The following is a 12551-nucleotide window of genomic DNA, read 5'->3' as shown; positions in this document are numbered from 1 at the left end:
TGCACTCAGTGCAAGGTCCTGCCTACAGTGCATCGTATGGCACCTATCAACTTCTCCGACCAGACCACCGTCGTCACCGGCGCCAGCTCCGGCATCGGCGCCGCCTTCGCCCGCGAACTCGCCCGCCGCGGCAGTGACGTCGTCCTGGTCGCACGGCGGCGCGACCGCCTGGAAGACCTCGCCTCGGAACTGCGGGCACGACACGGTGTGCGGGCCACGGCGGTGCCGCTCGACCTGAGCGAGCCGGGTGCGGGGCGTCGGCTGGCCGCTGATCTGGCCGGGCGGGGCATCCGCGTCGACGGCCTGGTGAACAACGCCGGCTTCGGCACCAACGGCGCCTTCCATCAGGAGGATCCCGACCGCCTCACCGACGAGATCAACGTGGACGTGGCCAACCTCGTCGACCTCACCCGGGCGTTCATCGAGCCGCTCCGCGACTCCGGCCGGGGCATCCTCGTCAACGTCGCCAGCGCGGCGGCCTACACGCCGAGCCCTGAGCTGGCGGTGTACGCCGCCTGCAAGGCGTTCGTCCTCAGCTTCACCGAGGCCCTGTGGTACGAATCCCGCGGCACCGGCCTGCGCGTCCTCTCGCTCGCCCCGGGCCTCACCCGCACCGAGTTCTTCGACCGATTCGAGGGCGGCGCCTACCAGGGCAGTTACGAGACCCCCGAGCAGGTGGTCGCGACCGCGATGCGCGCCCTGGACCGCGGACGGCGACCGAGCGTGCAGTCGGGCCGTCTGAACGCCGTCATGGTCTCGCTGCCCCGGCTCTTCACCCGCCGCCGCACCGTCCTGATCAGCGGGCGGATCTCGGCCCGCTCCTCAGCAGGGGGCGGCACGGCAGCCTAGGGAGACTCACCGGCACGGCGCCGACGAGGCTCACCGAGCGACGAGCTCCGGCACCGTCCCGGCAGGGGCGGCAGGCACCCGTGACCGTCGCCACAACCACCGCACGTCCCGCCCGAACGACCACACCAGCAGGCCCAGCGCCACGGCCACCACTCCGGCGTTCGCCGCGCGCGGCAGCAGGTCCGCGCCCGCCAGGAGGAGCAGGACGCCCTGCAGCGCGGCCACCGTCTTGCGGGCCGTGCTCGGCGGCAGCGGGGCGGTCAGCCACGGCCACACCCGGGCCGCCGCCACGAACACGTACCGCATGCCGCCGATCAGCAGCACCCACGGGCCCAGGCCCATCGCCACGTACACGCTGAGCACCAGGATGAGGAACGCGTCGACCTCCATGTCGAAGCGCGCGCCCAGTGGTGTGGACGTGCCGGTGCGGCGCGCGACCTTGCCGTCCACGCCGTCCAGGACCAGGGCCACGACCGTCAGGCCGACGAGGAGCGAGACGGGCGGCGCGTCGCGGAAGGAGTCCGCGACCAGGGCGGTGACCCCGCCGACCAGGGTGGCCCGGCCGAGGGTGACGCGGTTGGCCGGGCCGAACGACGGCAGCCGGGAGCGGTGCAGGGCCCGGGACAGCACCGCCCAGCCCGCGAACGCGAAGGCGAGGCCGGTCAGCCAGCCCGCCGTGCCCATGCCGATCGCGGTGCCCAGCAGTGACAGGAGAAGGAGCTGCGCGCCCGCTCCCACCGCGGTCTCCTGCTGAACGGACCTCGCGGCACAAACGTCGTACGCGTCGTCCGTGTGGTTCAGGTTGATCAGGGCCACCGAACATCCTCCGGCCGTGTGACAGAGTCGATCAACGCCGCTACCTTGTGCGCGGCTTGTGCATCCCTCGGTACGTGAGTGGCTTCCCGATCGTTCAGGAGGAGTGGCGATGACACGCAGGGCACGTGCGTTCTGGGTCGAGACGCCGGGCGTGGGCGCGATCCGCGAGGTGGAGCTGCCGGTGCCGGGTCCGGACGACGTGCTCGTGCGTACGCTCTTCAGCGGCGTGAGCCGGGGCACCGAGACCCTCGTCTTCGGCGGCCGGGTGCCCGGGAACCAGTACGCGGTCATGCGCGCGCCGTTCCAGGACGGCGACTTCCCCGGGCCGGTGAAGTACGGCTACCTCAACGTCGGTGTGGTGGAGGAGGGGCCCGAGCGTCTCGTCGGGCGGGCCGTGTTCTGTCTCTACCCGCACCAGACGCGGTACGTCGTCCCCGCCGCCGCCGTGACGCCGGTGCCGCCCTCGGTCCCCGCCGGGCGGGCCGTGCTCGCCGGCACCGTCGAGACCGCCGTCAACGCACTGTGGGACGCGGCACCGCTGGTCGGCGACCGGATCACCGTGGTCGGCGGTGGCATGGTCGGCTGCTCCGTAGCCGCCCTGCTGGCCCGTTTCCCGGGCGTCCGGGTCGAGTTGGTCGACGCCGATCCGGCCCGGGCGGAAGTCGCCGAGGCGCTCGGCGTCGGTTTCGCGTCCCCGGGCGACGCCGCAGGTGACCGTGATCTCGTCGTGCACGCCAGTGCGACGGAGGCCGGGCTCGCGCGGTCGTTGGAGCTGCTGCGGTCCGAGGGCGCCGTCGTCGAACTGAGCTGGTACGGCGACCGGCGCGTCGCACTCCCGCTCGGCGAGGCCTTCCACTCCCGGCGCCTGACCCTGCGCGGCAGCCAGGTGGGCACCGTCTCCCCGGCTCGCGCCGGCACCCGCACCTACGCCGACCGGCTCGCCCTCGCCCTCGAACTGCTCGCCGAGCCCGCCCTCGACGCCCTCGTCACCGGCGAGTCCTCGTTCGCCGAACTCCCGGACCTGATGCCCCGGTTGGCCTCCGGCGAGGTCCCCGCACTGTGCCACCGGATCCGCTACGACGGGGAGGACACCGGCGCGGACGCCCCCAGCGGCGCCTGACCTTGAGGAAAGACGCACGGCCCACTGAACAGGGGAAGGCACCCAGCCGTAATAGACGACACCCCGCGCAGCGATCGGCGGGGGACCAGACGCGCCACACCTGGAGGGTCGTCCGTTGTTCAGCATCACCGTCCGCGATCACATCATGGTCGCCCACAGCTTCCGCGGCGACGTCTTCGGACCCGCGCAACGCCTGCACGGAGCGACGTTCCTGGTGGATGCCACCTTCCGGCGCGAGCAGCTGGACGAGGACAACATCGTCGTCGACATCGGCCTCGCCACACAGGAGCTGGGCGCCGTCGTCGCCGAACTGAACTACCGCAACCTCGACAACGAACCCGACTTCGCCGGCGTCAACACCTCCACCGAGTTCCTGGCCGAGGTCATCGCCGACCGGCTCGCCGAGCGCGTGCACAAGGGCGCGCTCGGCGAGGGGGCCAGGGGCCTGGCCGGCCTCACCGTCACGTTGCACGAGTCGCACGTCGCCTGGGCGAGTTACGAGCGTGCGCTGTGACCGGCACATCGGTGGAGCCGACGACCGGCACACCCGTGGAAGCGACAACCGGCTCGACCGCGGAAGCGACGACCGGCTCGACCGCGGAAGCGACGACCGGCTCGACCGTGGAGGCGACGACCGGCACGACCGCCGCCGGGCGGACCCGGCTCGCCTACGTCCCCGCACAGACGTCCGCGACACAGCAGTCCGGACCGGCTCCGGCCCCGAGGAACGGGGGGATCGTCCCCATGTCCCTGCGCTCCGTGCACTTCGTCATGCCGGGCGGTGTCGACGACCCGGCCGCCCCCAGCGGCGGCAACGCCTACGACCGGCGAGTGCGGCTCGACCTGCCCGGCTTCGGCTGGCGGGTACGGGGGCTGCCCGTGCCCGGCGACTGGCCCCGGCCGGACGACGCCGCCCGCACGGAACTCGCCCGCGTCCTGCGGCGGTTGCCGGACGGTGCGGTCGTCCTCCTCGACGGCCTGGTCGCGTGCGGGGTGCCGGAGGTCGTCGTACCGGAGGCCGAGCGGCTGCGCATGGCCGTCCTCGTCCACCTTCCGCTCGGCGACGAGACCGGCCTGGACCCCGCCGTGGCCGCCGCACTGGACGCCCGCGAACGCACGGTACTGCGCGCCGTCCCGGCCGTCGTCGCCACCAGCGACTGGGCGGTGCGCCGCCTCGTCTCCCACCACGGCCTCGACCCGGGCCGTGTCCACGTCGCAGCCCCCGGCGCCGACATCGCGCCCCTCGCGCCGGGCACCGACGGCGTCTCCCGGCTGGTGTGCGTCGCCGCGGTCACTCCCCGCAAGGGCCAGCACCGGCTGGTGGAGGCGCTCGCGGCCGTGGCCGACCTTCCGTGGAGCTGTGTGTGCGTGGGCGGGCTCGGACAGGACCCGGAGTACGTCGAGCGGCTGCGGGCGCTGATCGCGCGGCACGGCCTGGAGGAGCGGCTGGTGCTCGCCGGACCGCGGGCCGGTGCCGAGCTGGACGCCACCTACGCCTCCGCCGACCTGATGGTCCTCACCTCCTACGCCGAGACGTACGGCATGGCGGTCACCGAGGCCCTCGCCCGCGGCATCCCCGTGCTGGCCACCGACGTCGGCGGCCTCCCGGAGGCGGTCGGACGTGCGCCCGACGGAGGGGTTCCCGGCATCCTCGTCCCGCCGGAGGATCCCGTCGCGCTCGCCGCGGAGCTGCGCGGCTGGTTCGGCGAGGCGGACGTACGACGCCGGCTGAAGGCCGCCGCCCGCGGTCGCCGCGCCGCCCTGAACGGCTGGGCGAGCACGGCCCAGAGCCTGGCCGGCGTACTGCAGCGGCTGCCGGGGGAACCGAGGAGGGCCGCATGAGCACGAGGAAGCCCTCCGCACCGACCGCGGGCGTCATCCCGGCCCGGCCCGGCCGCCAGGACGCCCCCGACTCCGTGGACGCCGTCGTCCCCGGTGCCGGCCCGGCAGGGCGGTCCTCCGCCGAGCGGGCCACCGTCCGCCTCCGTGGCGCAACGGCGCGGGAGGACACCGACGACCCCCCGCGCTACGCCCCCGAGTGGCTGCGCCTGCGGGAGCCCGCCGACGCCGCCGCGCGGGCGCACGACCTGCTCGACCCGTTGCGGATCAGGCTCGCCAACCTGCCGAGGCGGGCGGACGGGCTCGTGGTGCACGACCTGGGCTGCGGTACCGGGTCGATGGGACGCTGGCTCGCCCCGCTGCTCGACGGCTCCCAGCACTGGGTGCTGCACGACCGCGACCCCTACCTCCTGCACTTCGCCGCCGTCGCCGCCCCGCGCACCGCCGCCGACGGCAGCCGCGTCACCGTCGAGACGCGGCGCGCCGACCTCGCCCGCCTCACCCCGGACGCCCTGACCGGCGCCGCGCTGGTGACCGCCTCCGCGCTGCTCGACGTCCTCACCACCGAGGAGGTCGGCAAGCTCGCCGCCGCCTGTGCCGCGGCCGGCTGTCCGGCGCTGCTGAGCCTCTCCGTCGCCGGGCGCGTCGACCTCGCCCCCGCCCACGCCCTGGACGCCGAGATCACCGAGGCGTTCAACGACCACCAGCGGCGCACCGGCATGCTCGGCCCGGACGCGGTCACCGCGGCGGCCGAGGCCTTCGCCGGGTACGGCGCCACCGTACGGGCGCACCCCAGCCCCTGGCGGCTGGGCCCCGACGAGGCCGACCTCACCGCCCAGTGGCTGCGGGGCTGGGTCGGCGCGGCCGTCGAACAGCGCCCGGCACTGCGGGAGCGGGCCGACCGGTACCTGGACGAGCGCCTCGCGGCCTGCGCGGCCGGGGAGTTGCGCGTGGTCGTCCACCACACCGACCTGCTGGCGCTGTGCCGGCCGACGGGCGGGGCCTCGTGAGCGCGCCGACGGTTTCGACCGTCCCGACCGTACCGTCCGCACCGGCGCGGGAACTGCCGACGGACGTACGCCAGGACACCCGCGTCGTCGGCGGCGCGACCCCCCGCCGCCGCGCCCTGCGCACCCACCTCGGCACCCTCGCCGGGACCGCCGTCCTCGCCGTGCTCCTGTGGCGGCTGGGCACCGGCGCCTTCCTGGACGGACTGCGCCGGATCGACGCGGTCGCGGTGCTGGCGGCACTCGGGATCGGGCTGGTCACCACGGTGTTCAGCGCCTGGCGCTGGGCTCTGGTGGCCCGGGGCCTGCGCATCCGGCTGCCGCTCGGACCGGCCGTCGCCGACTACTACCGCGCGCTCTTCCTCAACGCCGCCCTTCCCGGCGGCGTCCTCGGTGACGTGCACCGCGCGGTGCGGCACGGGCGGAGCGCCGGCGACCTCGGGCGCGGCGTGCGGGCCGTCGTCCTCGAACGGGTCGCCGGGCAGCTCGCGTTGTTCGGTGCCGGGGCCGGCGTACTGCTCACGATGCCGTCCCCGGTACTGGCCGAGGCCCGGCACCTCGCACCGCTCGTGGCCCTGGCCCTGCTCGGTGCGCTCGCCGTCGTCCTCCCCCTGCGCATGAACCGGGCGCCCGCACGCCGGGGGCGGGCCCTGCGGGCGGCGCTCGGCGAGGCACGCGAGGGGCTGCTGTCCCGGCGGAACCTGCCGGGCGTCGCCGGCTCCTCCGTCGTCGTACTCGCCGGGCACCTCACGATGTTCGTGCTCGCCGCCCGGGTGGCCGGCAGCGGGGCCTCCGTCGCCGTGCTCACGCCGCTGGCCGTGCTGGCCCTGCTCGCCATGGGGCTGCCGCTGAACGTCGGCGGCTGGGGCCCCCGGGAGGGCGTCACCGCCTGGGCGTTCGGCGCGGCGGGGCTCGGCGCGGGCACCGGGCTGGGCGTGGCGGTGGTGTACGGGGTGCTCAGCCTCGCGGCGAGTCTGCCCGGCGCCGTCGTCCTCGTCGCCCGCCGGCGCACCGTGCGCTATGCGCGCTCGTCGTCGGAGTCGCCAGGGTCGCCGGACACGCCGGACACGCCGGACACGCCGGACACGCCGGACTCGGCGGACGCGGTCACCGTCACCGCCGTATCGGTCACCGGCGTATCGGTCACCACCGTCTCGGCCGTCAGCAGCGCGAAATACTCCCCGAAGGAATCCGCCAGGCTCGCCAGCAGTTCCTTCCCCTTTTCCGCCGATCCCAGTGAAGGACGCCCGATGACACCGGAATCGGTATAGGCGGACATACCGAGGGAGAGCAGATGACGCCGGTCGTCCGCGACGAAATCGGCGGCCTCGTAACCGGGCCGGACCAATTCGGGGTGCGTGTGCAGCAGAATGGAGGTCTCGATTTCCCCCGCGTGCATGTCGGTGAGCAACGAGGTGACCACTCCCGCCCGTTGCCGCGCCGTCTCCCAGTCCTCCGCGGCCGGGAACAGCGCCAGCCGCTCACCACGTGCCGAGGACTCCTGAACGATGTTGCCCAGCACGTAGTTCCCGCCGTGTCCGTTGACCACGACCAGGGACTCGACACCCGAGCGACGCAGGGAGTCCGCTATGTCCCGCACCACGGCGTGCAGGGTCACGGAGGAGATGCTGACGGTCCCGGGCCAGTCCGCGTGCTCGTGCGAGCAGCCGATCGTCACCGGCGGCAGCAGGTGCACCGGATACGCGGCGGCCAGATGCCGGGCGACGGCGCACGCGACGAGCGTGTCGGTCGCCAGCGGCAGGTACGGGCCGTGCTGCTCGTAACTGCCGACCGGCAGTACCGCGACCTGCCGCGGAATCCCCGAGGCCCGTTCGCACACGTCCGCGCTCGTGTCCGCCGGCACCAGTGAAACGTCCATTTCCGCACGGCCTTTCGTCTCTGTTGAGCAATCTGTTGAGCAATCCTTTGAGGAACGCGAGAATCATGACAGAAAAAATCGGTGTACTCGGCAAGAAGGCATCACAGCGTACGGACGTGGAGCGGATCGTGGTGACACCGCTGCCCACCGTCTACGGAGAATTCCGGGCGTACGGCTATTTCGACCACGAACGCGGCGACGAGCAGGTGGCCCTCGTGCACGGCGACCTGGACGCCACAGGCGTGCTCACCCGGCTCCACTCCGAGTGCCTGACCGGCGACGCCTTCGGCTCCCAGCACTGCGAGTGCGGCGCCCAACTCGCCACCGCGCTGCGGCAGGTGGCCGACGCGGGCAGCGGCGTCGTGGTCTACCTGCGCGGCCACGAGGGGCGCGGCATCGGGCTGCTCGCCAAGCTGCGCGCGATGGCGTTGCAGGCGGAGGGACTGGACACGGTGGAGGCGAACCTCGCCCTCGGCCTGCCCGTGGACGCCCGCGACTACGGCGTCGCCGCCCGCATCCTCGACGACCTCGGGGTGCGGTCCGTGCGGCTGATGTCCAACAACCCGCGCAAGCGGGAGGCGTTGGTGCGGCACGGCATCCAGGTCGCCGAGCAGGTGCCGCTGCTGATACCGCCGTGCGAGTCCAACATCACCTACCTGCGCACCAAGCGGGAACGGCTCGACCACCACCTGCCCCACCTGGACGCGATGGCGCACGTGCCGTAGTGACCGCCGAGGCCGTCGGGATCAGTCCGCGACGGCCTCGTGCACGAGCCTCTTCAGGTCCGGGTAGACCGTGTGCGAGGACCTGGGCCGCACCTGGGTCATGAACTGCACCGTCAGATCACGGCCCGGGTCGACCCAGAAGGTGGTCGTCGCCACTCCGCTCCAGCCGTACGTGCCGAGCCCGGAGGGCGACCGCGTGCGGCTCGGGTCGGTCACCACGGAGACGCCGAGGCCGAAGCCGACGCCGTCGTTGCCGGGTTCGTCGTGCGCGGGGCGGCTGCCGAAGGAGCGCAGGTCGGCGTCGCCGGGGAGGTGGTTGCGGGTCATGAGGTCCACCGTCGCCGGGGCGAGCAGCCGCACCCCGTCGAGTTCGCCGCGGCGTCGCAGCAACTCCGCGAAGCGGTGCACGTCGTACGCGGACGAGACCAGGCCGCCGCTGCCCGACAGGAACCGCGGCCGCCCCCGCAGCGGCAGCCCGGGGACCGGTGCGATGCCGCCGTCCTCCGTCTCGCCGTACAGTTCGGCCAGCCGGCCCGCCTGCGCGTCGGTGACGTGGAACCCGGTGTCCGTCATGCCGAGCGGCCCGAAGATCCGCTCGGCGCAGAACACGTCGAGCGGCTGCCCCGACACCACCTCCACCAGCCGTCCGAGCACATTGCTGGCGACCGAGTAGTTCCACTCGGTACCCGGCTCGAACTGCAGGGGCAGACTCGCGTACAGGTCGACCGTCTCGGCCAGGTCCGCACCCGGCCGTACCGACGACTCCACACCGGCCGCCCGGTACAGCGCGTCGACGGGGTGGGAGCGGTAGAAGCCGAACGTCAGCCCCGCGGTGTGGGTCATCAGGTGCCGGACGCGGACCGGGCCGGCGGCCGGCCGGGTGACGACGTCCTCCCCGGTCCCCTCGACGTACACCCGCGGCTCGGCGAAGGCCGGCAGATACCGGTCCACGGGGTCGTCCAGCGACAGCCGGCCCTCCTCCACCAGAGTCAGTACGGCCACGGAGGTGACCGGCTTGGTCATGGAGTAGATCCGCCACAGGGTGTCGGCCGTCACCGGGAGCCCGGCCGCGACGTCCCGCAGCCCGTGCACGGTCAGATGGGCGACGCGGCCGCCGCGCGCGACGGCCACCAGGAACCCGGGCAGCCGGCCCTCGTCGACCTGCCGGGCGAAGTGCAGGTCGAGCCGGTCCAGCGCCTCGGGGTCCAGCCCGGCCGCACCCGCGTCGACCTCCTGCCGCAGGGGTGGCATCACCATCGTTCTCCTTGATCGTTCGTCGGACGGGTCCGGCATACCCCGAGCGGACCTCGTCGGAACTCACGGTCGTCCTCGTCGGAACTCACGGTCGTCCGAGTTCCGCGGTGCGCGCCTCCAATGCGCGGAGCACCGCCACCATGTCCTCGCCGCCGTGCCCCAGGGACACCGTCTCCTCGAACAGGGCGTGGGCGGCGTCGAGGAGGGGAGAGGCGAGGCCGGTGGCGCGGGCCGCCTCGGCGATCAGGCGGTTGTTCTTCAGTACGTCCGACGCCGCCGCCTGCGCCGTGAAGTCGCCGGCCAGCAGTTTGGGGGCCTTCATGCGGGAGACGGCACTGGCCATCGGGCCGGCGTCGAGGACGTCGAGGAACCGGCGCCGGTCGATCCCGTGGCGTTCGGCGAAGTGGAACGCCTCGGTCAGGCCGGTCACCAGGGTGATCAGGAAGAGGTTCACGGCCAGCTTGGTCACCAGCGCGTTCGGTACCGGACCGCAGCCGAACGTCTCCCGGCACAGCGGGGCCAGCACCGGACGCACCCGGGCCACGGCGCTCTCCTCCCCGGCCAGCATCGCCACCAGCCCACCGGTCTCCGCCGGCACCCGCGAACCGGAGACCGGGGCCTCCACGTACCGCCCGCCCGCCGCTCGGACGTCGGCCTCCAGGACGCGCGAGTAACCGGGCGAGGTGGTGCCCATGTGGACGACCGTGTGCCGGGCGACCCGGGCGGCGAACTCCGGGGTGCCGCGGGCCAGCACGGCGTCGATCGCCGGGCCGTCGGCCAGCATGAGGATCACCGTGTCCGCCCGGTCGAAGACCTCGCCGGGGCCGCCCGCCACCTTGGCCCCGGCGGCGCGCAGGGGAGCGGCGCGGTCGGGGGTGCGGTTGAACACCACGAGCGGGGTGCCCGCGCGGGCCAGGCGCAGTGCCATCGGCTGGCCCATGATGCCGAGACCGATGAAGCCGACGAGCCGCATGATGCACCGTCCGTCCGGGAGCGCGTGTCCGGGAGCGGGACACGCCGCAGGGGGCAGGGGGTATGACGGTCGTCATAGTAGCCCGGATCATGACGACCGTCATAGAGTTGGCCGGGCAAGTGACGGCCGGGCAAGTGACGGCCGGGCAAGTGACGGCCGGGCAAACGACGGCCGGCCAAACGACGGCCGGGCAAGCGAGGGAGCGGCGATGGCAGCGTCCGGACGAGGACCGCGCGAGCGGATGGTCTTCAGCGCCGCCCAGCTCATCCGCCGGGACGGTGTGGACGCCACCGGTATGCGGGACGTCGCCGCCCACGCCGGGGCTCCCCGGGGGTCGCTCCAGCACTACTTCCCGGGCGGCAAGGAACAGCTCGTCGGCGAGGCCCTCCAGTGGGCGGGGCGCTACGCGGCCGGGCGCGTAGCGCGTTTCCTCGAAGGCATGGACCGTCCGACGCCGAGCGGACTGTTCGCCGGGATGGTCAAGCAGTGGACCGACGAGTACGAGGCGATCGGCTTCGCCGCGGGCTGTCCCGTGGCCGCGGCGACGGTGGACTGCGCCGAGAGTTCCGAGGCCACGCGGAAGGCGGCAGCCGACGCCTTCGCCGCCTGGACGCGGCCGGTCGCGGAGGCGCTGGTCGGCATGGGTGTGCCCGAGGCGCGGTCCGAACCGCTGGCCACGTTGATGATCAGCTCCCTCGAAGGAGCGATCCTCATCGCCCGGGCCGAATGCGATGTGCGGGCCCTGACGACAGTCGCCCGCGAACTCGGACCGCTCCTGGACGCCGCCGCCCCCGGGTCCTGATCCGCGGCGCGCCGGATCACCGGCGGCTGACCGTGCGGGTCAGGCCGATGATCACCGTCGTGGCCCCTCGGCGTCCGGCGCCTCGATGCGGGCGCTCTCCAGGTACAGGCCGCCGGTGACCTCCGCGCCGCCGAGCCGCACCGTCCCGCCGAGCCGCACCGTCCCGCCGAACCGGGCCCTCCAGAAGCAGGAACCGCAGTACACGCGCGCGCACGGTCCGTTCGGGCCCCCAGGCGTCGCCGTCGGCGGGGTCCTCGTCGTCCGCGGCACGGAAGCCCACGGCCGTGCCGGAGGCGAACGCCCGCCGGACGCGCGACTCGGCCGGTGTCAGGTCGTCGATCTCCATCAGGGTGGGGGACTCTGACCCGAACCGGCCGATCACGTCAACGCGCTCTCGGCGCCGCCTACTTCTTGGCCGACTCCACGGCGTGCCCGCCGAACTGGTTGCGCAGCGCGGCGATCATTTTCATCTGCGGCGAGTCGTCCTGCCGGGACGCGAACCGCGCGAAGAGGGAGGCCGTGATCGCGGGCAGCGGCACCGCGTTGTCGATCGCGGCCTCCACCGTCCAGCGGCCCTCGCCGGAGTCCTCCGCGTACCCGCGCAGCTTCTCCAGGTGGTGGTCCTCGTCCAGGGCGTTGACCGCCAGGTCGAGCAGCCAGGACCGGATGACCGTGCCCTCCTGCCAGGAGCGGAAGACCTCGCGGACGTTGTCCACGGAGTCGACCTTCTCCAGCAGCTCCCAGCCCTCGGCGTAGGCCTGCATCATGGCGTACTCGATGCCGTTGTGGACCATCTTGGAGAAGTGCCCGGCGCCGACCTTGCCCGCGTGGACGTAGCCGTAGGGGCCGTCGGGCTTGAGAGCGTCGAAGATCGGCTTGAGGTCGTCGACGTGCTCCTTCTCGCCGCCGACCATCAGCGCGTAGCCGTTCTTCAGGCCCCACACGCCGCCCGAGACACCCGCGTCGACGAAGTTGATGCCGCGCTTGCCCAGCTCCTCGGCGTGCTTCTCGTCGTCGGTCCAGCGGGAGTTGCCGCCGTCGATCACGGTGTCGCCGGGCTTGAGCAGCGTCGCCAGCTGGTCGATGACGTGCTGGGTGGCGCCGCCGGCCGGGACCATCACCCAGACCGCGCGCGGCCGGTCCAGCCGGTCGACGAGCTCGACCAGGCTGTCGACGTCGGCCCGCTCGGGATTGGTGTCGTATCCGACGACGGTGTGGCCGGCGTTGCGCAGGCGCTCGCGCATGTTGCCGCCCATCTTGCCGAGACCAACCAGACCGATCTGCATG

The 12551-nt window shown here is 73.4% G+C and carries 13 protein-coding genes and 1 pseudogene; 8 read left to right on the top strand and 6 right to left on the bottom strand.

Annotation, left to right across the window (positions count from 1 at the left end; translation table 11 throughout):
* Nucleotides 1-36 precede the first annotated feature (36 nt).
* Nucleotides 37-849 (top strand): SDR family NAD(P)-dependent oxidoreductase, encoded by an 813-nt coding sequence (locus ABS735_RS23860; protein WP_373900534.1) that lies wholly within the window; start codon nucleotides 37-39, stop codon nucleotides 847-849.
* 30 nt (nucleotides 850-879) lie between these two features.
* Here ABS735_RS23860 and ABS735_RS23855 read toward each other — a convergent pair whose 3' ends face one another.
* Entirely contained in the window at nucleotides 880-1665 is a 786-nt protein-coding gene (locus tag ABS735_RS23855; RefSeq protein WP_373900535.1) for a CDP-alcohol phosphatidyltransferase family protein, read from the bottom strand.
* A 109-nt stretch (nucleotides 1666-1774) separates the two neighbouring features.
* Between ABS735_RS23855 and ABS735_RS23850 the strand changes: the two genes are divergently transcribed.
* From ABS735_RS23850 to ABS735_RS23830, 5 genes are all read left to right on the top strand, one after another.
* Complete coding sequence (locus tag ABS735_RS23850; protein ID WP_373900536.1) at nucleotides 1775-2785, top strand: zinc-dependent alcohol dehydrogenase; 1011 nt, start codon at nucleotides 1775-1777, stop codon at nucleotides 2783-2785.
* Between the two features lie 115 nt (nucleotides 2786-2900).
* A complete protein-coding gene (locus ABS735_RS23845) occupies nucleotides 2901-3299 on the top strand; it encodes a 6-pyruvoyl trahydropterin synthase family protein (RefSeq protein WP_373900537.1) in 399 nt (132 codons plus the stop codon).
* 107 nt (nucleotides 3300-3406) lie between these two features.
* Nucleotides 3407-4627, top strand: coding sequence for a glycosyltransferase family 4 protein (locus ABS735_RS23840; protein WP_373901262.1), 1221 nt, complete (start codon nucleotides 3407-3409; stop codon nucleotides 4625-4627).
* Nucleotides 4624-5634: an SAM-dependent methyltransferase gene (locus ABS735_RS23835; RefSeq protein WP_373900538.1), complete on the top strand. Its 1011-nt coding sequence runs from the start codon at nucleotides 4624-4626 to the stop codon at nucleotides 5632-5634. Before ABS735_RS23840 ends, ABS735_RS23835 begins: the two co-directional genes overlap by 4 nt.
* Nucleotides 5631-6902, top strand: a complete 1272-nt coding sequence (locus tag ABS735_RS23830) for a lysylphosphatidylglycerol synthase transmembrane domain-containing protein (protein WP_373900540.1) — start codon at nucleotides 5631-5633, stop codon at nucleotides 6900-6902. Before ABS735_RS23835 ends, ABS735_RS23830 begins: the two co-directional genes overlap by 4 nt.
* Here the strand turns inward: ABS735_RS23830 and ABS735_RS23825 are convergent.
* Nucleotides 6869-7510, bottom strand: a pseudogene (locus ABS735_RS23825) (creatininase family protein); the annotation flags it as partial. The gene ABS735_RS23830 and the pseudogene ABS735_RS23825 sit on opposite strands and share 34 nt — an antisense overlap.
* 65 nt (nucleotides 7511-7575) lie before the next feature.
* On the opposite strand from ABS735_RS23825, the gene ribA reads away from it, so the two are divergent.
* Nucleotides 7576-8235, top strand: a complete 660-nt coding sequence (gene ribA, locus ABS735_RS23820) for a GTP cyclohydrolase II (RefSeq protein ID WP_373900541.1) — start codon at nucleotides 7576-7578, stop codon at nucleotides 8233-8235.
* 21 nt (nucleotides 8236-8256) lie between these two features.
* Here the strand turns inward: ribA and ABS735_RS23815 are convergent, their stop codons facing one another.
* Both ABS735_RS23815 and ABS735_RS23810 read right to left on the bottom strand, forming a co-directional pair.
* The gene (locus ABS735_RS23815) at nucleotides 8257-9486 is read right to left on the bottom strand and encodes a serine hydrolase domain-containing protein (protein ID WP_373901263.1); all 1230 of its coding nucleotides are present in this window, start codon (nucleotides 9484-9486) and stop codon (nucleotides 8257-8259) included.
* An 88-nt stretch (nucleotides 9487-9574) separates the two neighbouring features.
* Nucleotides 9575-10462, bottom strand: a complete 888-nt coding sequence (locus ABS735_RS23810; RefSeq protein ID WP_373900542.1) for an NAD(P)-dependent oxidoreductase — start codon at nucleotides 10460-10462, stop codon at nucleotides 9575-9577.
* A 208-nt stretch (nucleotides 10463-10670) separates the two neighbouring features.
* Between ABS735_RS23810 and ABS735_RS23805 the strand changes: the two genes are divergently transcribed.
* The gene (locus ABS735_RS23805) at nucleotides 10671-11264 is read left to right on the top strand and encodes a TetR/AcrR family transcriptional regulator (RefSeq protein ID WP_373900544.1); all 594 of its coding nucleotides are present in this window, start codon (nucleotides 10671-10673) and stop codon (nucleotides 11262-11264) included.
* A 51-nt stretch (nucleotides 11265-11315) separates the two neighbouring features.
* Here ABS735_RS23805 and ABS735_RS23800 read toward each other — a convergent pair whose 3' ends face one another.
* The gene (locus ABS735_RS23800; RefSeq protein WP_373900545.1) at nucleotides 11316-11468 is read right to left on the bottom strand and encodes a hypothetical protein; all 153 of its coding nucleotides are present in this window, start codon (nucleotides 11466-11468) and stop codon (nucleotides 11316-11318) included.
* A gap of 200 nt (nucleotides 11469-11668) precedes the next feature.
* The gene (gene gnd, locus ABS735_RS23795; RefSeq protein WP_373900546.1) at nucleotides 11669-12550 is read right to left on the bottom strand and encodes a phosphogluconate dehydrogenase (NAD(+)-dependent, decarboxylating); all 882 of its coding nucleotides are present in this window, start codon (nucleotides 12548-12550) and stop codon (nucleotides 11669-11671) included.
* Between the last annotated feature and the right edge of the window lies 1 nt (nucleotide 12551).

The sequence above is a fragment of the Streptomyces sp. MMCC 100 genome, from assembly GCF_041538145.2.
Taxonomy (GTDB): Bacteria; Actinomycetota; Actinomycetes; order Streptomycetales; family Streptomycetaceae; genus Streptomyces.
The sequence above is the reverse complement of the archived record's forward strand: the minus strand, read 5'-3'. Positions and strand labels throughout refer to the sequence as shown.